Source organism: Pseudomonas putida, assembly GCF_028682175.1.
GTDB classification, from domain to species: domain Bacteria; phylum Pseudomonadota; class Gammaproteobacteria; order Pseudomonadales; family Pseudomonadaceae; genus Aquipseudomonas; species Aquipseudomonas putida_AD.
The window spans coordinates 16697-38984 of the sequence record NZ_JANHKS010000014.1; the positions used below are offsets into that span (position 1 = coordinate 16697).

Below are 22288 nucleotides of genomic sequence, written 5' to 3' on the forward strand. Positions count from 1 at the left end.
AGGCAATGGATGCTTGTCTGACACACCGCTCCCGCCGGCAAGCCGTGCTGCTACGGGGTAATGTGGCAATCGGTTTGGCCCGGGTCAGCCCGGGAAATTGCACCGAAAACTCACGGCCCGGTGATCGGACGGTCCCGCCGGGAGAACTCTGCCAGTCGAAGGCTCAGTGCCATTGACCACTGCATAGTCGAGCATGTTCAGCGGGGCGACACTGGGGTGGGTTTCGGAAGCGGGCAACGCCAGTTGGGCGATGTCGGGAGGGGAAATCCAGTTGCCTCGTCGCTGCGTTGAACCGGGTGGGCCTTGACGTGGATCCCTGTTGAAGTCTCCTGTCATGAAAAAGCGCGAAGGCGTGTGCCAACTGACTTCGCGCAGCATGCGCGGAGCGTTGACACCGCCACCGGAGATCGCATGAAAGCTGTAGACGCTGAAGAGCTCTTGGGAATTTGACCGGAAACGTAACTGCAGGCCCAGTGCGGGGCGATTGAATCGGCCGCTCTCACTGTCCGGCAAGCCGTCGGAAATAACCACGGGCCGCACGATATCCAGTCCGCTGGCTTCAGAGACGACGATGGCCAGGTTAACGCGCAAGCGTTGAACATCGATGAAGAAGATCCTGTACCGCTCCGGGCGCGTGACCGTTCCGGCGTTCCAATGGTAATGCTCTATCTGGAAAGGTATACCGAACTGGTCCAGAACGACGATCGGAGTCGCATGAACTGCAGAGCTGGGTACGACACCCACCTCTTGCAAGGCCACCACCGCATTGGCGCGAGCCAGTTGCAGGACGAACGTGCGCCACTTGGTATCGGTCGCTTCCGCAGCCCCCTGCATGTTCCAGGTCGCGACGTTCACCGGATGAATCCCTGCGACAGGGGGTCTGCCCAGTTCGATCAACGCGTCCTGACCGTCGTCGCGAATCAGGGCGTGGTAATAATCACGGATCCCGCCTTGCAGGCGGATCCGGGCATGCCAGGGGCCGTGCGCCGCACCGACGGCGAACTGCAGCATTCTCAGGGCGTCGCCGTAATCGAGGGTCTCAGGGCCGAAGGGCGCCCGCAGGCCGTTCATGATGAATGCGTGGTGAAGGTGATAGAAGCTCAGCAGCAGCGGGTAACTGTCCCGCGGGTGCACGTCATTGATGTGAGCGATGATCCCGGCGTCGTTGTACAGGCGACTGAACATTGACCTGAGAACCAATGCGTAGGTGCTTTGCGTGGGGTCGTTGGCGCTGCGCATCCAATGAGTCGACAAGTAGTAAGCCAGCCAGGCAGCGGTATGCCGTGCGGTGTCGGGGTCGGTTCGCAGCAGGGCGAAGATGTCGGTCACGATGACTTCCAGCTGCGTCTCGAAATCTGTTGCGCTCAAGGATGGCAGTAGCTGCATCGAGGTGTAATCGTGAATCGTGCTGTCAACGGGCATGGGTGAGACTCACGATCAGGATGCCGAAGCGGTGGGTGGGGGTACGTAGCCGGGGAAAACCGTGACCAGTGCGCCATCCTGGACGGCCAGTGCCGGACTTCCCGACCCGCACAGAAGCCCGTTGCTGGGTATGGCGGGGCTGAAGGCGTTGCCATCGTAGGTGTATTGATCCAGTCGATTGTTCTTCCCGATGAAGATCAGTTTGAGCAGGCCGTTATGGACCGCAAGGCCCGGGGAGTGGCCATATCGCTTGTTGATCAGCAGGATGCTGCTCGTCCAGTTTTCACCATCGCTTTTGAGCAGATAGACCTTCTTGTCGTCACGATCTTCATAGATCAGATGAATCAGGTTCTGGTACAGGGTTGCCACAGGGCTCAGGAAGGTGGAGATGTTGATGTCCTTGTCTTTCTGAAGGACTTTCCACGTTGTCCAGGTGACAAGATTGGCGGTTGTTCGGTAAAAAACGCTGGAAAAACCAGGGTGTTTGTAGAACATGAACAGCACGCCATTGAGGACCGAGAACGTTGGTGTCTGTGACAGCCCATCTGTTAGCACTGCTGTCTGAATGAAGGTCTGCGCCGTTTCGTTGTACTTGCACACCGCAATGTTGCCATATGTGTTCTTGTAAACGATGACCAGTTGGCCTTTGAAAGACGCAAGCCCGGGTAAGCTTGTGCTGACCAGGCCAGTACTCGGTGTGCCCAGGCTCCACTGCGCTGATGAGGACTGCCGGCTGCTTAGCCTGATTTCGCCGCCACTCAGGTAGGCGCAATATAGAGTGCCTTTGTGCAGCACCATGCGGCAGCTTTCCGAAGAGGCTTCATCGAGCAAGGTGGACCCGCTGAGAATGCCGTGCAGATTTTGGGTGTAGTTCAGATTCATGACCGAGGATTCCTGAAAAAGGGAAACCACACTTAGTCACCCTTTGCAGAGGTAAGCTGCCGGATATTTCCCCGCTGATCTGTGGGAAAGGCTGATCTGTGAAGTGAGACGCTGAGCTGAGAAATACGCCGAACGGACGTTCCCAGACCTTGACGATGATTTGTAACGGGACAATACTTCGCTCAGATTCATATAGATGACTATATAACTACAACAGCGAAGCACCTCCCATGAATAGACTGTCCAGTGATGTCCGCCTGCCACTCTACCAGCGCCTTCGTGACCAGTTGGCCGAACAGATCGCCAATAACCGTTGGCGTCCGGGGGAGGCGATTCCTACCGAAGCGGCGTTGTCCAGCGAGTATTGCCTGTCCACCGGCACGGTGCGCAAGGCCATCGACATGCTGGTGGGCGAAAATATCCTGGAACGCCAGCAGGGGCGCGGCACCTTCATTCGCCGTCCGCAGTTCCAGTCTTCGCTGTTCCGTTTCTTCCGTTTCCAGAGCGTGTCCGGCGAGCGTCAGGTGCCGGAGAGCCGCATTCTGTCCATCGATGCCGTGACGTCGCCTTCGGCCGTGTCCCAGGCCCTTGGCCTGCCGCTGGAAGCCCCGGTGATCCGCATGATCCGCCTGCGTCTGCTGGACGCGCAACCGGTGCTGGCGGAGGAAATCTGGCTGCCGCAGGTGCAGTTCCAGACACTGCTGGAAATCGACCTGAGCAAACAGGGCCCGCTGCTGTACCCCATCTACGAAGAGCTGTGCGGACAGGTGGTGGCCTACGCCGAGGAAACCCTCACCGCCGAGGCCATCAGCGACGTGCACGCCCGGCTGCTGCAGGTGCCCGCAGGCAGCCCGGTGGTGGTGATCGAGCGTCTGGCGCGCAATTACGCCGGCCAACCACTGGAATGGCGCCGCTCCCGTGGCCATGCCAGCCACTTCCGCTACAGCGTCGATATTCGCTAGGGCGCACACAACCCCTACGTAGCAGCAAGGCTTGCCGGCGGGAGCGGTGTGTCAGTCACCACTGCATTGCCCAGGACACCGCTCCCGCCGGCAAGCCGTGCTGCTACGAAGTTTTTTGCAAGCCCCGTCACTCGAGAACGGGCTGAACAACAACTGCCGCATCACACGTATAAGGACAAGAACCATGTTCAACTGGTATCGCCAAGTCACTCCTCGGGAGCGTAAAACGTTCTGGGCCTGTTTCGGCGGATGGTCGCTGGATGCCCTGGAAGTCCAGATGTTCGGCCTGGCGATCCCGGCGCTGATCGCCGCCTTCGCCCTGAGCAAGGGCGACGCGGGCCTGATCAGCGGTGTGACCCTGGTCACCTCGGCGCTGGGCGGCTGGGTCGGCGGCACGCTGTCGGACCGCTATGGCCGGGTGCGCACCCTGCAATCGATGATCCTCTGGTTCTCGTTCTTCACCTTCCTCTCGGCGTTCGTCACCGGCTTCAGCTCGCTGCTGGTGGTCAAGGCGCTGCAAGGCTTCGGTATCGGCGGCGAGTGGGCTGCAGGCGCCGTATTGATGGCTGAAACCATCAACCCCAAATACCGCGGCAAGGTCATGGGCACCGTGCAGAGCGCATGGGCCGTGGGCTGGGGCCTGGCGGTGGGCGTGTTCACGCTGATCTACTCGTTCGTCCCGGCCGATATCGCCTGGCGCGTGATGTTCCTGGTGGGCCTGCTGCCGTCGCTGCTGATCATCTGGGTGCGTCGCAACGTCGAGGAGCCGGACAGCTTCCAGCGTCTGCAAAAGACCAACGCCATCCCGCAAAGCTTCTTCAAGTCCCTGGCCGGGATCTTCCGTCCTGAACTGCTGCGCGTGACCCTGCTCGGCGGCCTGTTGGGCCTGGGCGCCCACGGCGGTTACCACGCGGTCATGACCTGGCTGCCGACCTTCCTCAAGACCGAGCGCAACCTGTCGGTGCTGAACTCCGGCGGTTACCTGGCGGTGATCATCGTCGCCTTCTGGTGTGGCTGCGTGGCCAGCGGCTTCCTGATCGACCGCATCGGCCGCCGCATGAACATCGTGCTGTTCGCCCTGTGCTGCGTGATCACCGTGCAGTGCTACGTCTTCCTGCCGCTGACCAACACCCAGATGCTGTTTTTGGGCTTCCCGCTGGGCTTCTTCGCTGCCGGCATTCCGGCAAGCCTGGGCGCACTGTTCAATGAGCTGTACCCGGCTGACGTGCGCGGGGCAGGGGTGGGCTTCTGCTACAACTTCGGTCGCGTCCTGTCCTCGGTGTTCCCGTTCCTGGTCGGCCACATGAGCGAGTCGATGTCCCTGGGTTCGGCCATCGGTATCGATGCCGGTATCGCCTACGGCGTGGCTGTGCTCGCCGCGCTGTGCCTGCCGGAAACCCGCGGTCGCAGCCTGGAAAACACCGCCGCCCCGACCCAGGGCCCGACCCCGCGCAACGAAACCGCCAGCGCCTGATGTTCCTGTTGCGCGCAGCCCGGTGCTGCGCGCGTCCTCTGATAGATGAGACCCATGTCCGATACCTTTCCCGCGTCGATCATTGGCATTGACGGCCACGCACATGTATTCAGCAGGGAGCTGGATCTGACTTCGGCACGACGCTATTCGCCCGACTACGATGCCACCCTGGCAATGTACCGGCACAACCTGCAAGCCCACGGCCTGAGCCACGGCGTGCTGGTGCAGCCGAGTTTTCTGGGCACGGACAACAGCTACCTGCTCGATGCCCTGAAACAGGCGCCGACGCAGTTGCGCGGTGTGGTGGTGGTCGAGCGTGACATCAGCCGCGCGGAGCTTGAGGCGATGGATCGGCTGGGCGTGGTCGGCGTTCGCCTGAACCTGATGGGCAAGGCACTGCCGGACTTTTCCGAGCCTGCCTGGAAGGTGCTGTTCGGGCACATCGCCGAGCTTGACTGGCATGTGGAACTGCATCGCCACGTGGCGGACATTCCGACCCTGGTGCGCGGGCTGATGCCGTTCGGCATCAAGGTGGTGATCGATCACTTCGGGCGTCCCGATGCGCGGTTGGGTCTGGATCAGCCGGGGTTTCGACAGATGCTGGAACTTGGGCTCAGTGGCCGGTTGTGGATGAAGGTTTCCGGCATCTATCGGCTGGACGGCAGCGAAGCAGAAAACCACGAGTTCGCCCGCGCAGCCCTGCCGTTGCTGGAGCAGAGCTTCGGTGCCCAGCGCATGGTCTGGGGCAGCGACTGGCCCCACACCCAGCATGAAGGCCGGGTGAGCTACGCCAGCGTCGTCGAGCAACTGCGGGCGCTGGGCTGCTCGGCCCAGGCGATGCGCTCGCTGCTGATCGAGGCGCCGCAGGTGCTGTTTGATTTTGCGCCGGTGGAGGCCTGATTCCCGCAGCTGTCAGCCAGATGAACAAATCGTTAGTCAGGCGCACTCACAGTTTCATGGGGTATTCATTTGTCGTTCATGGGCCTCGGGCGCAGGCTGGGTACTTAGAGAATCGCTCCGGGTCCGGGGCATTTTCAACCTGTCGAGGAATGTTCCATGAACGCCAATTCGTTATTGCTGGTTCCCATGCTGGGCCTGGTCGCCGTGCTGTCGGGCTGCGCAGGCCCCATGCCCAAGGCTGACCCGAGCGAAGCCTGGATCGGCTTGCAGGAAGAACCGTCCGGTGTCCTGATGGCCGAAGATGTGGATGGCCACCGGTTGAATGACGGCCGCTACTTCGACGTCAAACCCGGAGCCCACAAGCTTGATGTCAACCTGATCGTCGAAGGCAACGGCGATGACGGCCAGATGAACTGCGAGGCCGGCATCCGCTTCAACCAGTTCAAGGCGGGCGAGCATTACAAACTGGTGGAATCGAGCCTGGGCGAGGAATACAGCGTCAAACTCGAAGACGCCCAAGGCCATCAGTTGGGCCGCACCAGAGACTTCACCTGCATGCCGGGGTGATGTTCTCGTAACACTGTCCCGTAGCAGCACGGCTTGCCGGCGGGGACGTCGTGTCAGGCAATACATCTTTGTCTGACCCACCGCTCCCGCCGGCAAGCCGTGCTGCTACGGACTCTATGGGCTACACAAATCTCCTGTAGCAGCCGGGCTTGCCCGCGGGGACGTCCTCAAGATCGCTCCCGCCGGCAAGCCGGACTGCTACGGACCGTGTAGAGATTTCTGGTCATGCACCCAACGCCAACACCTGCCGGCACTCCAGCACCAGGCTCGCGCCGCCGGAGGGGCTGTTGCCGATGCGCAGTTTGAAGCCGTGCAGGTTGACGATGGCCGCGACGATGGACAGGCCCAGGCCGAAGCCGCTCTGCTGGTTGCCGGTTTCGCTGCGGTAGAAGCGCTTGAACACTGCATCGCGTTCGGCGTCGGGGATGCCGGGGCCGGTGTCCTGGACTTCAAGAAAGGTGGTTTCGCCCTCGGCCCGGGCGATCAACAGCACCTGGCCGCCTGCCGGGGTGAATTTGATCGAGTTGCTCAGCAAATTCGAAAGCGCTTCGAACAGCAGGGCGCGGTCGCCGACCACCGGTGGCAGGTTTTGGGCGACTTTCAGATGCAGCGAGACGCGACCTTCCTCGGCCAGCGGCAGGTAAAAGTCATGCAACTCCTGCAACAGCGGCGCCGGATCGAGCTGCCCGAACGCGGAGCGGCGCTGATGGTCTTCCAGCTCGGAGATGCGCAACAGCCCGCGAAAGCGCGCCATCAGGGTGTCGGCGTCGGCGATGACCTGGGCCATCTGCTCACCCTGGGGCGAGTCTTCGGCCGATTGCTGCTGAATCCGGTAAAGCTGCGCCCGCAGGCGGGTGAGCGGGGTGCGCAGGTCGTGGGCGATGTTGTCGCAGACCCCCTTGACCTCGTTCATCAGCCGCTCTATACGGTCGAGCATGGCGTTGACGATGTCGGCCAGCATGTCCAGCTCGTCACGTCGGTTCGACACCGGCAGGCGGCGGGTCAGATCGCCTGTGACGATGGCTTCGGCACTGGCCTGGATCGCGCGGATTCGCAACAGCGGCCGTCTTCTGAGCAGGTGCCAGCCCAAGGCGCCAGGCAGGATGGTCAGGGAAATACCCCACAGCAGCGCGCGCAGGATCAGGGTGGTGACCGCGAACAGCGAGCCGTTGTCGCGCACCAGTACCAGCCAGCGGTTGTCCATGGTGTGGATCGCCACGGCGTCGCAACTGGCGGGCGGCAGATTCGGGTCGTCGGAATCGATGCAGGTGTCCAGTTCCTGAATCTGGCCATTGAGAGCCAGGCCTTCGGGAATCTCGCGAATCGGCCCGCTGATGGGTTTGAGGTTGTCGTCGAACAGGCCGTAAGCATCCACGGTGCGGATGTCGAACTTGTCGCTGGTGCGCAGGGCGTCATCGAGCTGCGCGCCTTCGAAGCGCGAGAACAGCTGCTGGCGTTGCATCAGCGAGTGCCGGGCCAGGGTGTTCAGGTAACTGGTGACTTCCCAGTACAGCACCCCCATGAGGATGCTGCTCCAGGCCACGAACAGAAAACTGTAGAGCGCCAGCAGACGGCTGCTGGAGGAGCGCCAGCCCTTAGACGGGTTCGGCAATGACATAACCTGAGCCTCGAACGGTACGTATCAGCGGCGTCAGGGTAGGGGGATCGATTTTCTTGCGCAAGCGACCGATATGAACGTCGATCAGGTTGGTGCCAGGGTCGAAGTGGTAACCCCAGACTTCCTCGAAGATCATCATGCGCGTGATGATCTGGCCGCTGTTGCGCATCAAAAATTCCAGCAGCTTGTATTCGGTGGGCAGCAGGTTCAGCGGTTGCCCGGCGCGGCTGGCCTCGCGGGTGATCAGGTTCAGTTCAAGGTCCGCGACCCGCAGCATGGTTTCGGCCTGGGTTACCGGGTTGCTGCGGCGCAGCAGCACCTCGACCCGGGCGGCCATCTCGTCGGAGGCGAAGGGCTTGGACAGGTAGTCATCGCCACCGGCACGCAGCCCGCGCACGCGTTCGTCGACATCGGACAGGGCGCTGATCATCAGGATCGGCGTGGCGATACCCAGCGCGCGCATGGTGGTGACGATTGCCAGGCCATCGACTTCCGGCAGCATGCGGTCCAGCGTGATCAGGTCGTAATCGCCGCTGACGGCACGCACCAGGCCTTCGCGGCCGTTGTCGACCCAGTCGACGTGCAGGCCGTGGCTGCTGAGTTCAGCGACGATTTCCTTGGCAGTGACGGCATCGTCTTCGATTGTCAGAATTCGGGTCATGGGGCTTTATGAACCACGTAGTGACTGAAGGCTGTAGTTTGCCTTTAAACGTAGCTGCTATTTCTTAAAAATAATTTAAGAAGGTGGGAGTGCCTTGATTTCCCGCACAACGCATCACCTGTAGGAGTGAGCTTGCTCGCGATGGCGGTGTGTCAGGCAACCTGTCTTCGACTGACACTCCGATATCGCGAGCAAGCTCACTCCTACAGGGGGTTGCGTGCATCTTCGGATTTTGTTTTTTCGTGGGTGTTCGAGCGAGGGCGTTTTTCTTTCTTCGGCATCCCACTCTCACTGCGAATCTGCGCATGGCTTATCAGCGCAAAGATAAAGCTGCCGCCGATGATATTGCCCGCCAGCGTAGGCCCGGCGAACACCAGCCAGAACTCCTTCCAGGCCAGTTCCCCGGCGAACACCAGGTAGGACACTTCCGCCGAACCCACCACGATATGGGTGAAGTCCCCCAGGGCCATCAGGTAGGTGATCATCAGGATGATCCACATCTTGGCGTTTTCCATCGACGGGATCATCCAGACCATGGTGGCGATCATCCAGCCGGAGACGATGCCCTTGGCGAACATCGTCGTGCTTTCGTTCTCCATCACCTTGCGCCCGATTTCCAGAAAGGCTTCGTCGGTCTTGGTGTCGAAGATCGGCAGGTGCAGCATCACGTAGGCCACCAGCAGCGTGCCGCACAGGTTGCCCACCAGCACCACGGTCCACAGCCGCAGCAGGCGGCCGAAGTTGTTGAGGGTGGGCTTGGTCATCACCGGCAGGACGGCCGTCAGGGTGTTTTCGGTGAACAGTTGCTGGCGGGCCAGGATGACGGCCAGAAAGCCTGCGCTGTAGCCGACGCTGGCGATGACCTTGAAGGTATCGCCGTCGGGCAGGCGCGAGTTGAGCAACCCCATGGCCATCAGTGACAGGCCCATGGTCAGGCCTGCGGCCAGGGCCGACCAGAACAGCGCCGCGACATTGCGCTCCAGCTCCTGGTCGCCCTGCATGCGAATGGTCTCGTGCAGCACGGCGGCGCGGGGTGGCTGGTTTTCATCGATCTCGCGTTCTTCTTCCGGCGTCAGGCCCGGGGTCTTGCCGTCTTCTTCTTTGCTGTTCATGGCGGGGGGCTCGTGGTGGGTCGTGCTGTTGCTTCAGACACGCCGCGCTTGCCGTCGTTCGGTACTCTCCCCGGACTTGTAGGAGCGCGCTTGCCCGCGACGGCGGTTTGCCTGACACACCTCTGGTGAATGACCCACCGCAATCGCGGGCAAGCGCGCTCCTACAGCAGATGGGGGTTAAGCGATGAGATCGGCGCTGTCGATGCGCTTGACGCCTGCAGCCGTCAGCTCCTGCCACGCCTTGTCCAGCGAGCCATTGAGGTCGATGGCCTTGCACGCATCGGCGATCACCCAGGTATTGAACCCCGCCGCCCGCGCATCGAGGGCCGACCAGGCCACGCAGAAGTCCAGCGCCAGGCCCACCACGAACACGCTGTCGATGCCGCGCTCCTTGAGGTAGCCCGCAAGGCCGGTCTGGGTGGTGCGGTCGGCCTCGACGAAGGCCGAGTAACTGTCGATGCCCGCGTTGCAGCCCTTGCGCAGGATGAGCTGCGCATGGGGAATCGCCAGATCCGCGTGCAATTCGGCACCGGGGCTGCCCTGAACGCAGTGATCCGGCCACAGCGTCTGCGGCCCGTAGGGCAGGGTGATGCTGTCGAACGGCGCACGGCCCGCATGGCTTGAAGCGAACGAGATGTGCCCGCCCGGGTGCCAGTCCTGGGTGATGACCACGTTGCGAAAGCGTGCGCCCAGCCGGTTCACCAGCGGCAGCAGGGCATCGCCCTCGGCCACGGCCAGCGCGCCGCCGGGCATGAAGTCGTACTGCATGTCGATGACCAGCAGGGCGGCGCGCGGGTCATCGGGCAGTCGGGCCAAAGAGGCGTTCATCAGGCAAACACCCGGATCGGCGCGCCGGCGTGCCAGGCCTGGATGTCTTCGATCATCTGGCTGAAGAACATCCGGTAATTGTTTTCCGTCACATAGCCCACGTGCGGCGTCGCCAACAGGTTCGGCAGGCTGCGGAACGGGTGGTCGGCCGGCAGCGGTTCGACGCTGTAGACGTCCAGCGCTGCGCCGGCGATTTTCTTCTGCTTGAGCACGTCGATCAGCGCCTCTTCATCGACGATAGGCCCGCGAGCGGTGTTGACCAGGTAGGCGGTGGGCTTCATGCGGTTGAGCGATTCTGCGTCCACCAGGCCACGGCTGCGGTCGCTGAGCACCAGGTTGACGGAGATGATGTCCGACTGTTCGAACAGGGCCTGCTTGCTGACGTAGGTCACGCCGTGTTCGGCCGCGCGTTCGGCGGTGAGGTTTTCGCTCCAGGCGATGACTTTCATGTCGAAGGCCTGGGCATAGCGGGCGATTTTCTGGCCGATGCTGCCCAGGCCGACGATGCCCAGGGTCTTGCCGTACAGGTCGCTGCCAATGCCGATCTGCCAGTTGCCGGCGCGCAGAGAGTTGGCTTCGTCGACGATATTGCGGGTCACGCCCATGATCAGCGCCCAGGTCATTTCCGGGGCGGCGTATTTGTAGCTGTCGGTGCCGACCACGGTGATGCCCAGGCGCGCGGCGGCCTTGAGGTCCAGGGCGGCATTGCGCATGCCGCCGGTCACCAGCAACTTGAGATTGGGCAGTTGGCTGAGCAGAGCGTCGTCGAAGATCGTGCGCTCGCGCATCACGCAGATGACGTTGAAATCCTTCAGGCGCTCGACCATGGTCGCCGTGTCGGCAGGGTACTCGTGCAGGAAGCTGACGTCGCCGATAGGGTCCAGGACTGTCCAGTCCACCACGTCACGGGCAACGGATTGCCAGTCATCGAGTACGGCAATTCTCAGCGTCTGAGTCATTTGGGTTCAGGCCTCATTCAAGGAGCACACAGGTTTTATGGCGCACACAGTACGCCTGCCGTGCGTGGGTTGGAACCCTCTGACAGCGCTGTTTCACCCGTAGCAGCACGGCTTGCCGGCGGGAGCGCTGTGTCAGGCGCCAGGGAGGTGACTGACACGACGCTCCCGCCGGCAAGCCGTGCTGCTACGGACCGGGGATGCTGTGGGACCTAATTGAACAGCCCCGCCGCGATGTTGATCGAAAACCCCAGGATCGAGGTATTGAACAGAAAGCCGATCAGCGATTGCGCCAGCACTACCTTGCGCAGGCTGCGGGTGGCGACGCCGACGTCGGAGGTCTGCACCGCAACGCTGATGGTGAAGCTGAAGTACAGGAAGTCCCAGTAATCGGGGTTCTGCTCGTTGTCGGCGAAGCGCAGGGCGCTGTCTTCGCCGTCCCAGGTGTAGAACAGCCGGGCGTAATGCAGGCTGAAAATCATCCCGGTCAGCAGCCACGAGCCAACAATGGTCAGGCCCGTGAAGGCGTAATGCAGGGCCTTGGCGCTGGACGACATGTCCTTGATTCCCGATAGCTCCAGCACGATGGCCGCAAGGCTTGCGATCGCGGCCACGCACACCATCACCAGCACGACGCCTGCGTTCTCGTCTTCGGCTTCGGCAATGCGCCGCACGTCTTCGGCGTTGGAGCGAAAGGTGCGCAGCATGATGAGGACCATGTAGATCCAGCCGCCGACGTTCCAGCCGATCAGGCATTTGCTGGTCAGGGTGATGTTCGGCGCGATGAAGGCCGCGGCGATGCCGGCAGCCAGGCCCAGGGCGAAGGCGATGGTCAGGCGAGGGTGGGTCTTGGCGATATGGGACATGGAGGACTTCACGGCGATAACCTGCTGGAACCTTAGCACGCCGTGGTCGGTGGAGCGGGTAAAGAAAAACGGCGCGCAAGGGGTTACGCGCCGGTCGCCATTTGGCAATTTACGTGGTTCTGTTCAAACGGGCAGGGTCTTCACGAAAAGTCGGCGAGCGAAGGCCAGGCAAGGCAAAAACAGGCGAGGAAGCGGAGTCTAGGGGCCTAAATGAGCATTCCGAGCCTGTTTTTAACGCAGCATGGTCAAGCGCAGCCACTTTACGTGGAGAGCCTCAGCGCACCAGGCAAGGCTGCTTGTTGTTGAACTTCCAGTTCGGCACCAGGAACTGCATGGCAACGCTGTCGTCGCGGGCGCCCAGGCCCATACCTTTGTACAGCTCGTGAGCCTTGGCCACCTGGTCCATGTCGATCTCGACGCCCAGGCCGGGTTTCTTCGGCACTTCGACGTTGCCGCCGATGATCTTCAGCGGCTCCTTGGTCAGGCGCTGGCCGTCCTGCCAGATCCAGTGGGTGTCGATGGCGGTGATGTTGCCCGGCGCTGCGGCAGCGGCGTGGGTGAACATCGCAAGCGAGATGTCGAAGTGGTTGTTGGAATGCGAGCCCCAGGTCAGGCCCCACTCGTTGCACATCTGCGCCACACGCACCGAACCCTGCATGGTCCAGAAGTGCGGGTCGGCCAGCGGGATGTCCACCGATTGCAACTGGATCGCGTGGCCCATTTCACGCCAGTCGGTGGCGATCATGTTGGTGGCGGTGCGCAGGCCGGTCGAACGACGGAACTCGGCCATGACTTCGCGGCCCGAGTAGCCGTTTTCGGCGCCGCACGGGTCTTCGGCGTAGGCCAGGACTTTATGCTGGTCGCGGCACAGGCGGATGGCTTCCTTGAGCGACCAGGCGCCGTTGGGGTCCAGGGTGATGCGCGCTTTCGGGAAGCGCTCGGCCAGCGCCGTCACCGCTTCGATTTCGGCATCGCCGTTGAGCACGCCGCCTTTGAGTTTGAAGTCTTCGAAGCCGTACTGGACGTAGGCCGCTTCAGCCAGGCGCACCACGCGCTCGGGGGTCAGGGCTTCCTCGTGACGCACGCGGAACCACTCGTTGTCGGCATCGTGCTCGGTGCGGTAGGGCAGGTTGGTTTTGCTCTGATCACCGACGTAGAACAGGTAGCCGAGCATTTTCACCGAGTCGCGCTGCTGGCCTTCACCGAGCAAGGCCGCCACCGGGACTTCCAGGTGCTGGCCCAGCAAGTCGAGCACGGCGGCTTCGATGCCGGTGACCGCGTGGATGGTGATGCGCAGGTCGAAGGTCTGCAGGCCACGGCCGCCCGCATCGCGCTCGGCGAAGGTGCGGCGCACGTCGTTGAGAATCTTCTGGTAGTTGCCGATGGTGCTGCCGACCACCAGCGAGCGCGCGTCTTCCAGGGTCTGGCGGATTTTCTCGCCGCCCGGAATTTCGCCCACGCCGGTGTGCCCGGCGTTGTCCTTGAGGATCACGATGTTGCGGGTGAAGTACGGGCCGTGGGCGCCGCTGAGGTTGAGCAGCATGTCATCGTGGCCGGCTACCGGGACGATCTGCATATCGGTGATGACGGGGGTGCTGCCGGAATGCTGTGTGGTCATGACTCAATCCTTGGGTGTAGAGGGCGCTGCGGGCAGCGCCTTGATTAAGAGGTTCGGCGTTTCACGAATGGCTCGGGCTGACATCGGCCTTGGCGACCGGCACGCTGCCGGGCTTGGGCGCGGTGCGCACGGTGAACACCAGGATCGCGGCGATGATCGAGGTTGCGGTCAGGCCATACAGGCCGCCCTGGATCGAACCGGTCTGCTGTTCGAGGATGCCGAAGGTGGTCGGGGCGACGAACCCGCCCAGGTTGCCGACCGAGTTGATCAGCGCGATGACGCCTGCGGCGATCCGCGCATCCAGGTAACCCTGGGGAATCGGCCAGAACAGCGAGGAGGCCGACTTGAAGCCCATGGCCGCGAAGCAGATGGCAACGAAGGCGAACACCGGGCCACCGGTGGTGGACATGAACATCCCGGCGGCGGCGATCAGCAGCGCAGCGGCGACCCAGGCTTGCTGGTGTTTCCATTTGGCCGACAGCGAGGCGAAGCCGTACATGCAGACGATGGCGATGAACCAGGGGATGGAGTTGAACAGGCCCACCTGGAAGTCGGAGAGGTCGCCCATCTTCTTGATGATGCTCGGCAGCCAAAAGGTGGCGGCGTAGATCGTCAATTGAATGAAGAAATACATCAGGCAGAACAGGATGATCTGCGGGTCCTTGAGCAGCTTGCCGATGGACAGTTTCACCGGGTTTGCGGCTTCACGAGCACGTTGCTCGGCGTCGATGGCATTGACCAGAGCGTCTTGTTCGGCGGTGGTCAGCCATTTGGCATCGTGAGGCTTGGAATCCAGCCAGAACCAGACGAAGACGCACAGCCCAACCGAGAACATGCCTTCGATGAAGTACATCCACTGCCAGCCATGGAAGCCCAGGCCTTCGATCTGCAGCAGCAGGCCGGACAGCGGGCCGGAAATCAGCGAGGCAAACGCCGAACCGCTGAGAAAGATGGCAATGGCCTTGCCGCGTTCGGCACCCGGCAGCCAGCGGGTGAAGTAGTAGATCACCCCTGGAAAGAATCCGGCTTCGGCCACACCCAGCAGAAAGCGCAGGATATAGAAGTGGGTTTCGGTCTGGATGAACGCCATGCCTGCAGCCACCAGGCCCCAGGTGAACATGATGCGGGTCAGCCAGAGGCGGGCGCCGACTTTCTGCATGAGGATGTTGGACGGAACTTCGAACAGCGCATAAGCGATGAAGAACAGGCCGGCGCCGAAGCCGTAGGCGGCAGCACCAATGCCCAGATCGTGTTCCATGTGACTACGCACGAACCCGATGTTGACCCGGTCGATGTAGTTGACGATGAACATGATGACGAACAGCGGCAGGATGTGGCGTTTGACCTTGGAGACCGCCGATTGCAGGACGGAATCGTTGGCGTCGGCCATCCGGGGTGAGGATGTGTTCACTCTTGTTGACTCCCACTGATTATTTTTATGCGGGTTGTTGCCATGTGTGTGACAAGGTGTGTCCCTTGTTGTTAGTCATCATACAAGTAATGTTTCGCCGTGCAACTGGTTTTGCGGGGCTTGCGCAGAATTTTCCGGCGCAATATTCTTGCTTGTACGACAAGCTGGATGAGTGTGTGGATGCGGGTTTGATGCTTGCTCTGTGGGGGGTTCAGGGGCGCTCGGGCGTAGGTCGGGATAACACTGTCGGTGTTGTCGGGCCCCAGTCCTGATGAAAAAATACAAGTAGGATTGGGAGGTTTCCTGATCGCTTCGTCAATCACTCTTCGTACAACTGATCATGCAGACATCTCCCAAACGCCGTCAGCACAATCTGGCCACCGACCTGGTCACCGACCTGAGCCAGCGCATCCTCATGGGCACGATTGCCCCCGGCGCCAAGTTGCCCTCGGAAAACGAAATCGTGCGTGAACACGGTGTCAGCCGCACCGTGGTCCGCGAGGCGATTTCCAAGTTGCAGGCATCGGGGTTGGTCGAGACCCATCAGGGCAAGGGCACTTTCGTGCTGGCGCGCGCGGAGCAGAGCGGCCTGCATCTGAAGATGGAAACCGCGTTCAGCGTGCGGCACATGATCGAGCTGCGCATGGGGCTGGAAACCCAGGCGGTGGCCCTGGCCGCCCAGCGCCGAACCCCGGCGCACCTGGCGGCCATGCGCGAGGCGCTGGACGATTATCAGGACCTGCTGGCCAAGGAGGACAGTTGCGTAGAGGCCGACCGACGTTTTCACCTGCTGATCGCCGAGGCCACCGGCAACCCGTATTTCTTCGAGATTCTGCAGAACCTCGGCAACGCCGTGATCCCGCGCAGCCGGATCGGCTCAAGCGAAAGGGCCGGCAGCAGCCTCACCCATCACGCCTACCTCGCCAATCTGGAGCACGAAGCGATCCTCGCCGCCATCCGCAGGCAAGACCCCGACGCCGCACGCGCCGCCATGTGGACTCATCTGAGCAACAGCCGCGAGCGCCTGGCGCCAGTGGAGTGAACGCAATTCCCATGAACACCTGCGTCCCTGTGGGAGCTGGCTTGCCAGCGAAGGCGTAGGGCCAGTCGCCACAGGGTTGGATGACACACCGCTTTCGCGGGCAAGCCCGCTCCCACAGATTGCGCATTGCGCTGATCCCGAGATCGCCCCCGCCGGCAAGCCGTGCTGCTACAAATACGCATGTCAGGCCGATCCTTTGGACGCAGCTTTAGATATCCAGCTGATCGGGGCGAATGCCGAAAGCTCTGGAAATCCTTTCACGGGTCAATTTGCGAGGGCGAGAAACCGACTCCTGCTGAGCATAAGCGGGCTGTGAGATTCCCAGTCGCCTGGCGACCTCATCCTGGGTCAGATCCAGGTACTCCCGCCAGGCGCGAATCGGCGTTGCACCTTCGACCATCAGGCTGACAACTTCATGGGGGATCAGATCGGCCCCACCGTGTTGACCGATATAGTCGTCGTAGGGGATGACCACAAACGCAGGCTTGCCGTCAGGGCCGTTGATGATTTGTACGTTGTTAGTAGGTGCGCTCATCGGTCCCCCAATACTGTCTATCCGTCTTTATAAGTAATCTATAAGCAATTTATCGATATTACTTATAATGGATGGGCCATGCTAGCGGTCAATCGCACTCGTACCAAGATTCAGGCAGACTCCACCCACCTCTAAAAACAATTCGTGATGTGTATGAACCCTCAAACCCCTCGCTGCGCGGACGTCTGCCATGTTTGCCCTTGACCACGCCCTGGCCCAGGACATCGTTGACCGGGCGATGGCGATTCTGCCGTGCAATGTCAATGTGATGGATTACCTGGGGATCATCATCGGCAGCGGCGAGGCTGAGCGGTTGTATACGCGGCATGAGGGCGCGCAGCTGGTGCTGGCCAACAGTCGGGTGGTGGAGATCGATTCCCACACCGCCAAGCGCCTCAATGGCGTGCGGCCGGGGGTCAATCTGCCGTTGATGCTGGATGACAAGCTGGTGGGCGTGCTGGGCATCACCGGCGAGCCGGACGAGGTGCGGGTCTACGGGGCGCTGGTGAAGATGACCGCTGAAATGCTGCTGGAGCATCGCAGGCAGCAGGCGGACCAGCAGTGGCGGCATCAGCGTAGTGAAGACCTGCTGTCCCGGCTGTTGCTGGGCGACAACCCTGCGCACCTGATCGACGAAGCCGAGCAACTGGGCCTGCAACCGCAATTGCCGCGTCAGGCGGTGCTGATCGAGTTGCCCGAGGGCGCAGCCTATGCCGGGCAGGTGGCCGCCTGGCTCAACGGCCGTTATGCCAATAGCTGGTGTGTGTCCTGCGAGCCGGGCCTGGTGTACTGGTGCCGGGCGGCGGGCAAGGATCGCGAAGATGCGCTGCTGCTCGAGCAGTTCGACGAGCAGGGCTGGCCGGTACGGCGCATGGCCACGGCGGAGCCCTCCAGTGATCTGGCTTCGCTGCGCAACGCCTGTGCCGCCGCCCGGGACCTGCTCGACTATGCCCGCCACGTTCAGCCCGAGCGCAAGCTGCTGCGCCTGGCGGTGCATCGGCTGGCGGTGCTGTTCTGGCGCAACCGTGATGACTGGCTGGCCGAAGGCGTCGCCGAGCCGGTGTTGCGTCTGCAAGGCAACGGGCAATTGCTCGACACGTTGCGCGCCTGGTTCGATTACAGCGGGGAAAACCAGGCCTGCGCCGATGCCCTGGGCATCCATCGCAACAGCTTGCGTTACCGGCTGGAAAAGATCGCCGAGGTCAGCGGCTGCGATCCCTACCGCACCGATGATCTGTTGCGGCTGTACCTGGGAATGCAGATGCTGCCGCGCTGACATCGGTCGCACCGCAAACCCTGTAGGAGTGAGCTTGCTCGCGATTGGCGTTCGTCCAGTCACTGTGCGTCGCCTGATCGACCGGATCGCGAGCAAGCTCACTCCTACAGGGTCGAGGCGTTCTTAGAGATCCACCGCTTCAACGACTTCAACCCGCCCGCGCACCCGCTTGGCGCGGTACAGGGCCTTGTCCACCGCGCGCAGCAGGGTTTCGAAATCGGCGCGGCTGTCCATCGCCCCGGTCTGGGCAAGGCCTGCGCTGAAGCCGATCGGCAAGGGCAGCGATGGCGTGCGCGCTTCCTCGCTCAGCGCCTCGCGCAGCCTCCCCATGAAATGCTGGGCCTGGGCGATGTCGGTGCCGGGGAACACCAGCAGGAACTCCTCGCCACCCCAGCGCACGAACACGTCGTCCGCCCGCTTGAGCCGGTTGACCGTGCGGGCGAACAACTGCAGCGCCGCATCCCCGGTGGCGTGGCCGAACTGGTCGTTGATGCGCTTGAAGTTGTCCAGGTCGATCATCGCCACCGAGAGTGGATAGCGTTGCGTCGCGTTCTGCCGTCGTTCCTGTTGCAGGATGCTCGACACCGCCCCCCGGCGGTTGAGCGCGCCGGTCAGGGTGTCGGTGACGCTCAATTGCACCACTTGCTGGCGCAACTGTTCCTGCAGCATCAGGGCGAAGCTCAAGGTGAACAGGAACGAGACCATGAAATCCATCCCCAGAGCGGGCAGGGAAAACATGTCTGGCTCGCTGAAATCCAGGGCAGGCGGCGGATCCAGTGTCAGGGTGACGGTAGAGTGGGCATGAAAGATCAATAATGCCACGTGCCCGGCCAGCAGCGCCCAGGCCCCGCGAAATTGCCTTCTCAAAGGCCAGGTCACCGCGAACTGAATGCCAATGGTGACGACGCACAACAGGAAAAACCACGGCAACATGAAGCCGTTGTGCAGCAGCACACTGGCCCCTGCGCCATACATCGCAAGTGGCGCCAGCAGGACGCGCCCATGCCAGCGCCAGTCGCGGCGGCGTTCGGCCAGTTGATGCAGGGCCAGGGTATGGCAGCCGATGGCTAGCAACAGTCCGGCGGTGTTGGCGATGAATGCCGTTTGCGGGGCAAGCAGGCCCAGCCACGCAGGACCCTGTGCAATGACGCCGGGCTGGAGCAGATCCACCGCGCGGTAGGCGGCCAGCACCAGGTCTCCGGCAATCCACCAATGCAGCGGCGCACGGTGGCTGCTGGTGCCGACATACGACAGGCACAGCATCAGCGTGGTCATGAGTCCGAAGGGAATGATGATGAACAGCAGGGTGACCGGATCGTTCAGCAGCATAAATCGACGGCTTTCATCGGCGAGGGACGGTCTGCGGGATGGCCAGAGACCTTAAATAAATAGTGGCTATATAGTGTCATAGTTGTCAGAAAAAGTGGCATTAAGGCCTGCGACTCTTTTTCTATAGGTAAGAACCAGCACAGCGTCGATTGCCGGCCGTCGCGCCGGGGATTTTTGTTCATATGAACAACGCGGTTCATTGGGCGTTGTGCGACGGGCTGGCGGAAAATCTCGCCGCTAATGAGAAGATCGCGACTATCGGATAAGGAGAACAACATGAAAATCGTCATCGCCCCGGATTCCTTCAAGGACAGCCTCAGTGCCCAAGGCGTGGCCCAGGCAATCGCCAGCGGTTTGCGGGAAGTGTGGCCCGACGCGCAGCTTGTCGAGTGCCCCATGGCCGACGGCGGCGAGGGCACCATCGAAGCGGTGCTGGCCGCCTGCGACGGGCGGTGGATGCAGAACCAGGTGACAGGTCCCCTGGGGCAGAGCGTTCAGGCGCAGTGGGGCTGGCTGGCCGAGACGCGCACCGCGATCATCGAAATGGCCATGGCCAGCGGTCTGCAATTGCTGACCCTGGAGCAGCGCGATGCCACCGTGACCACCACCTACGGCACGGGCGAACTGATCGCCGCCGCGCTGGATGCCGGTGCGCAGCGGATCATCCTGGCCATCGGCGGCAGCGCCACCAACGACGCAGGCACCGGCATGCTCGCAGCGCTCGGCGCACGCTTTCTCGACAGCCAGGATGAACCGCTGCCGCCGGGCGGCCTGGCGTTGGCGAAGGTTGCACGCATCGACGTCGATCATCTGGATGCGCGCCTGAAGGATGTGCAGTTCGAGGTGGCCGCCGACGTCAACAACCCACTGTGCGGCCCCCACGGCGCTTCGCACATCTTCGGCCCGCAGAAAGGCGCCTCGCCTGAGCAGGTGCTGGCCTTGGATGCCGCCTTGAAGCACTTTGCCGAGCATTCGGCGCAGGTGCTGGGCCGCGATGAGAGCGAACACCCCGGCAGTGGCGCCGCGGGCGGCATGGGCTTTGCGGCCAAGGCGTATCTGAATGCGTCGTTCCGGCCCGGCGTCGAGGTGGTGGCGGACCTGACCGGCCTTGCCGACGCGCTTGAGGGCGCTGATCTTGTGATCACCGGCGAAGGCCGGTTCGATGCCCAGACCCTGCGCGGCAAGACGCCGTTTGGCGTCGCCAGAATCGCCCAGCGCAAGCAAGTCCCGGTGATTGTGCTGGCCGGCACCCTGGGCGACGGCTACGCCGACCTGTACGAGCACGGCATCAGCGCCGCCTTCGCTCTGACCAGCGGGCCGATGACCCTGGAGCAGGCCTGCCGCAACGCCGAAGCCCTGCTGCATGACCGCGCCCGGGACCTGGCGCGGGTCTGGCGCCTGGCCGCACGCTGAGGCCCGCAACTTCCGTATTGCAGCCGGGCGGCTATGCTCTAACCCGAGCTCGCCCGCGTGAGGTTCTTGCCAGGGGCGCAAGAGATGCGGGATCCGGGGCAGGGAGGTGCAGGTGCAAGGTGCGGAACTGGAAGTTCTGGTGGTCGATGACCAGGAAGAAAACCTGGAGCAGATGCAGGAGTTGCTCGAAGACCTCGGCAGAACGGTTCGCTGTGCCGACTCTGGAGCCAAGGCGCTGACGTGTCTGGCCACCGGCAGGATCGGGCTGGTGCTGATGGACGTGCAGATGCCGGGCATGGACGGCTTCGAAGTCGCACGGCGGATGCGTGCCGACCCCGACACCCGTTTCACGCCGATCATTTTCATCTCGGGCATGCGCCAGACCGAGGAGGTGCTCGACCAGGGCTACTCCGCCGGCGCGGTCGATTTCATGACCAAGCCTGTGCATCCCACCTTGCTGCTGCACAAGGCTCGCGTGCTGCTGGCCCATGATGGCTACCGGCGCGGGCTGATCCAGACCACGGCGCAACTGGAGCAGGCCCGGGCATTCAATGCCTCGATCCTGGACAACACCGCCGAAGGCATTCTGGTGGTCGATAGCGCCGGCACCATCCGCTTTGCCAACCCGGCCATCACCCGCATGCTCGGCTGTTCCGGCGATGAGCTGCGGGGCACCCACCTGCTGGCCTGGGTGCAAACGCCACAGGAGCAGAGCTGGGCGGAGTCGATCTGGCGCGATCACTGGCAACGGGGTGAAAGCCTTCGCCTCCACGATGCCAACCTGCGTACCCGCCAGGGCCAGAGCGTGCCGGTGGCGTTGTCCTGCTCGCCATTACCGCAGGATCAGGACGCGATGACCATTCTGGCGCTGGACATGTCAGCGGTGCGCGAGCTGCACCTCAAGCTTGAAGCCCTGACCATCACCGATGCCCTGACCGGGCTGCTCAACCGCCGTGGGTTCGAGCAGGCATTGCAGGGGGCCATCGCCCGCAACCAGCGTTCAGGGCAGATGAGCGTGATGTTGTATCTGGATCTGGACGGCTTCAAACAGATCAACGATCAGTCCGGCCACGAGCGCGGCGACGAGGCGCTGCGCTGGGTCGCCAGCCAGTTGCAGGCGTGTCTGCGGCCCTATGACCGGCTGGCGAGGGTGGGCGGTGACGAGTTCACGGTCATCATCGAAGGCATCAACACCTCAGACGATGCCGCCGCTGTCGCCCAGAAACTGATCAGGCAGGTGTCGGCCGATCAGGAACGGTTTCGCCTGGGCGCCAGCATCGGCATCGCGTGCCTGCCGGACTGCGGCGGCACGGTGGAAGACTTGATGCGAGCCGCCGACTCGGCGATGTACGAGGCCAAGCAACGGGGCAAGGGGCAATACCGCTTCGCCTCCGGACAGTAACTGCAAAGCGGCGG

21 protein-coding genes are annotated in these 22288 nt (G+C 62.4%); 8 read left to right on the forward strand and 13 right to left on the reverse strand.

All coding sequences use genetic code 11. The features are described from left to right. Positions 1 to 84: 84 nt before the first annotated feature. A complete protein-coding gene (locus tag NPS29_RS12105) occupies positions 85 to 1422 on the reverse strand; it encodes an endonuclease/exonuclease/phosphatase family protein (RefSeq protein WP_274132820.1) in 1338 nt (445 codons plus the stop codon). A 15-nt stretch (positions 1423 to 1437) separates the two neighbouring features. Continuing rightward, complete coding sequence (locus tag NPS29_RS12110; RefSeq protein WP_274132822.1) at positions 1438 to 2304, reverse strand: hypothetical protein; 867 nt, start codon at positions 2302 to 2304, stop codon at positions 1438 to 1440. Between the two features lie 230 nt (positions 2305 to 2534). Between NPS29_RS12110 and NPS29_RS12115 the strand changes: the two genes are divergently transcribed. The 4 genes from NPS29_RS12115 (at position 2535) to NPS29_RS12130 (ending at position 6207) form a co-directional block, all read left to right on the forward strand. Next, positions 2535 to 3266 carry a GntR family transcriptional regulator gene (locus tag NPS29_RS12115; RefSeq protein ID WP_274132824.1) on the forward strand — a complete coding sequence of 244 codons (732 nt, stop codon included), beginning with the start codon at positions 2535 to 2537 and terminating at the stop codon, positions 3264 to 3266. A 184-nt stretch (positions 3267 to 3450) separates the two neighbouring features. After that, positions 3451 to 4740, forward strand: coding sequence for an MFS transporter (locus NPS29_RS12120; RefSeq protein WP_274132825.1), 1290 nt, complete (start codon positions 3451 to 3453; stop codon positions 4738 to 4740). A gap of 54 nt (positions 4741 to 4794) precedes the next feature. Continuing rightward, on the forward strand, positions 4795 to 5640 hold the full coding sequence (locus NPS29_RS12125; RefSeq protein ID WP_274132826.1) for an amidohydrolase family protein: 846 nt from the start codon (positions 4795 to 4797) through the stop codon (positions 5638 to 5640). Between the two features lie 156 nt (positions 5641 to 5796). Next, positions 5797 to 6207 (forward strand): hypothetical protein, encoded by a 411-nt coding sequence (locus NPS29_RS12130; RefSeq protein ID WP_274132827.1) that lies wholly within the window; start codon positions 5797 to 5799, stop codon positions 6205 to 6207. 223 nt (positions 6208 to 6430) lie between these two features. Here NPS29_RS12130 and NPS29_RS12135 read toward each other — a convergent pair whose 3' ends face one another. From NPS29_RS12135 to NPS29_RS12170, 8 genes are all read right to left on the reverse strand, one after another. After that, positions 6431 to 7825, reverse strand: a complete 1395-nt coding sequence (locus tag NPS29_RS12135) for a sensor histidine kinase (protein WP_274132828.1) — start codon at positions 7823 to 7825, stop codon at positions 6431 to 6433. Then, the gene (locus NPS29_RS12140) at positions 7803 to 8486 is read right to left on the reverse strand and encodes a response regulator transcription factor (protein WP_274132829.1); all 684 of its coding nucleotides are present in this window, start codon (positions 8484 to 8486) and stop codon (positions 7803 to 7805) included. Before NPS29_RS12140 ends, NPS29_RS12135 begins: the two co-directional genes overlap by 23 nt. 203 nt (positions 8487 to 8689) lie before the next feature. Then, the gene (locus tag NPS29_RS12145) at positions 8690 to 9598 is read right to left on the reverse strand and encodes a formate/nitrite transporter family protein (RefSeq protein ID WP_274132830.1); all 909 of its coding nucleotides are present in this window, start codon (positions 9596 to 9598) and stop codon (positions 8690 to 8692) included. Positions 9599 to 9775: 177 nt separating this feature from the next. After that, positions 9776 to 10426: a bifunctional nicotinamidase/pyrazinamidase gene (gene pncA, locus NPS29_RS12150; protein WP_274132831.1), complete on the reverse strand. Its 651-nt coding sequence runs from the start codon at positions 10424 to 10426 to the stop codon at positions 9776 to 9778. Continuing rightward, on the reverse strand, positions 10426 to 11385 hold the full coding sequence (locus NPS29_RS12155; protein ID WP_274132832.1) for a D-2-hydroxyacid dehydrogenase family protein: 960 nt from the start codon (positions 11383 to 11385) through the stop codon (positions 10426 to 10428). Before NPS29_RS12155 ends, pncA begins: the two co-directional genes overlap by 1 nt. A 209-nt stretch (positions 11386 to 11594) precedes the next feature. Then, positions 11595 to 12248 (reverse strand): DUF1345 domain-containing protein, encoded by a 654-nt coding sequence (locus NPS29_RS12160; protein WP_274132833.1) that lies wholly within the window; start codon positions 12246 to 12248, stop codon positions 11595 to 11597. A gap of 274 nt (positions 12249 to 12522) precedes the next feature. Further along, positions 12523 to 13866: a glucarate dehydratase gene (gene gudD / locus NPS29_RS12165; RefSeq protein ID WP_274132834.1), complete on the reverse strand. Its 1344-nt coding sequence runs from the start codon at positions 13864 to 13866 to the stop codon at positions 12523 to 12525. A 61-nt stretch (positions 13867 to 13927) separates the two neighbouring features. After that, positions 13928 to 15256: an MFS transporter gene (locus tag NPS29_RS12170; RefSeq protein ID WP_425312497.1), complete on the reverse strand. Its 1329-nt coding sequence runs from the start codon at positions 15254 to 15256 to the stop codon at positions 13928 to 13930. A gap of 361 nt (positions 15257 to 15617) precedes the next feature. On the opposite strand from NPS29_RS12170, the gene NPS29_RS12175 reads away from it, so the two are divergent. Next, positions 15618 to 16319, forward strand: a complete 702-nt coding sequence (locus tag NPS29_RS12175; protein WP_274132836.1) for a FadR/GntR family transcriptional regulator — start codon at positions 15618 to 15620, stop codon at positions 16317 to 16319. 208 nt (positions 16320 to 16527) lie between these two features. Here the strand turns inward: NPS29_RS12175 and NPS29_RS12180 are convergent, their stop codons facing one another. After that, the gene (locus NPS29_RS12180; RefSeq protein ID WP_274132837.1) at positions 16528 to 16854 is read right to left on the reverse strand and encodes a helix-turn-helix domain-containing protein; all 327 of its coding nucleotides are present in this window, start codon (positions 16852 to 16854) and stop codon (positions 16528 to 16530) included. A gap of 190 nt (positions 16855 to 17044) precedes the next feature. Here NPS29_RS12180 and NPS29_RS12185 point away from each other — a divergent pair, with 190 nt between their 5' ends. Continuing rightward, positions 17045 to 18130 (forward strand): sugar diacid recognition domain-containing protein, encoded by a 1086-nt coding sequence (locus tag NPS29_RS12185; RefSeq protein WP_274132838.1) that lies wholly within the window; start codon positions 17045 to 17047, stop codon positions 18128 to 18130. 123 nt (positions 18131 to 18253) lie between these two features. Here the strand turns inward: NPS29_RS12185 and NPS29_RS12190 are convergent, their stop codons facing one another. Next, complete coding sequence (locus tag NPS29_RS12190; RefSeq protein WP_274132839.1) at positions 18254 to 19459, reverse strand: GGDEF domain-containing protein; 1206 nt, start codon at positions 19457 to 19459, stop codon at positions 18254 to 18256. Then, positions 19450 to 19749, reverse strand: a complete 300-nt coding sequence (locus NPS29_RS12195; RefSeq protein ID WP_274132840.1) for a hypothetical protein — start codon at positions 19747 to 19749, stop codon at positions 19450 to 19452. The genes NPS29_RS12190 and NPS29_RS12195 overlap by 10 nt, the downstream gene beginning before the upstream one ends. On the opposite strand from NPS29_RS12195, the gene NPS29_RS12200 reads away from it, so the two are divergent. Both NPS29_RS12200 and NPS29_RS12205 read left to right on the forward strand, forming a co-directional pair. Then, positions 19736 to 20872, forward strand: a complete 1137-nt coding sequence (locus tag NPS29_RS12200; RefSeq protein ID WP_274132841.1) for a glycerate kinase — start codon at positions 19736 to 19738, stop codon at positions 20870 to 20872. The genes NPS29_RS12195 and NPS29_RS12200 overlap by 14 nt on opposite strands. A 112-nt stretch (positions 20873 to 20984) precedes the next feature. Continuing rightward, positions 20985 to 22274 (forward strand): GGDEF domain-containing response regulator, encoded by a 1290-nt coding sequence (locus NPS29_RS12205; protein ID WP_274132842.1) that lies wholly within the window; start codon positions 20985 to 20987, stop codon positions 22272 to 22274. Positions 22275 to 22288 lie beyond the last annotated feature (14 nt).

Excerpts from the sequence above, each read along its gene's own strand:
- pncA (WP_274132831.1), bottom strand. The coding sequence starts at position 10,426 with ATGAACGCCTCTTTGGCCCGACTGCCCGATGACCCGCGCGCCGCCCTG.
- NPS29_RS12195 (WP_274132840.1), bottom strand. The coding sequence starts at position 19,749 with ATGACGATTTTCATGTTGTTCTCCTTATCCGATAGTCGCGATCTTCTC.
- NPS29_RS12155 (WP_274132832.1), bottom strand. The coding sequence starts at position 11,385 with ATGACTCAGACGCTGAGAATTGCCGTACTCGATGACTGGCAATCCGTT.
- NPS29_RS12200 (WP_274132841.1), top strand. The coding sequence starts at position 19,736 with ATGAAAATCGTCATCGCCCCGGATTCCTTCAAGGACAGCCTCAGTGCC.
- NPS29_RS12180 (WP_274132837.1), bottom strand. The coding sequence starts at position 16,854 with ATGAGCGCACCTACTAACAACGTACAAATCATCAACGGCCCTGACGGC.
- gudD (WP_274132834.1), bottom strand. The coding sequence starts at position 13,866 with ATGACCACACAGCATTCCGGCAGCACCCCCGTCATCACCGATATGCAG.
- NPS29_RS12170 (WP_425312497.1), bottom strand. The coding sequence starts at position 15,256 with ATGGCCGACGCCAACGATTCCGTCCTGCAATCGGCGGTCTCCAAGGTC.
- NPS29_RS12160 (WP_274132833.1), bottom strand. The coding sequence starts at position 12,248 with ATGTCCCATATCGCCAAGACCCACCCTCGCCTGACCATCGCCTTCGCC.
- NPS29_RS12140 (WP_274132829.1), bottom strand. The coding sequence starts at position 8,486 with ATGACCCGAATTCTGACAATCGAAGACGATGCCGTCACTGCCAAGGAA.
- NPS29_RS12120 (WP_274132825.1), top strand. The coding sequence starts at position 3,451 with ATGTTCAACTGGTATCGCCAAGTCACTCCTCGGGAGCGTAAAACGTTC.
- NPS29_RS12125 (WP_274132826.1), top strand. The coding sequence starts at position 4,795 with ATGTCCGATACCTTTCCCGCGTCGATCATTGGCATTGACGGCCACGCA.
- NPS29_RS12175 (WP_274132836.1), top strand. The coding sequence starts at position 15,618 with ATGCAGACATCTCCCAAACGCCGTCAGCACAATCTGGCCACCGACCTG.
- NPS29_RS12115 (WP_274132824.1), top strand. The coding sequence starts at position 2,535 with ATGAATAGACTGTCCAGTGATGTCCGCCTGCCACTCTACCAGCGCCTT.
- NPS29_RS12145 (WP_274132830.1), bottom strand. The coding sequence starts at position 9,598 with ATGAACAGCAAAGAAGAAGACGGCAAGACCCCGGGCCTGACGCCGGAA.
- NPS29_RS12185 (WP_274132838.1), top strand. The coding sequence starts at position 17,045 with ATGTTTGCCCTTGACCACGCCCTGGCCCAGGACATCGTTGACCGGGCG.
- NPS29_RS12110 (WP_274132822.1), bottom strand. The coding sequence starts at position 2,304 with ATGAATCTGAACTACACCCAAAATCTGCACGGCATTCTCAGCGGGTCC.
- NPS29_RS12105 (WP_274132820.1), bottom strand. The coding sequence starts at position 1,422 with ATGCCCGTTGACAGCACGATTCACGATTACACCTCGATGCAGCTACTG.
- NPS29_RS12135 (WP_274132828.1), bottom strand. The coding sequence starts at position 7,825 with ATGTCATTGCCGAACCCGTCTAAGGGCTGGCGCTCCTCCAGCAGCCGT.
- NPS29_RS12190 (WP_274132839.1), bottom strand. The coding sequence starts at position 19,459 with ATGCTGCTGAACGATCCGGTCACCCTGCTGTTCATCATCATTCCCTTC.
- NPS29_RS12130 (WP_274132827.1), top strand. The coding sequence starts at position 5,797 with ATGAACGCCAATTCGTTATTGCTGGTTCCCATGCTGGGCCTGGTCGCC.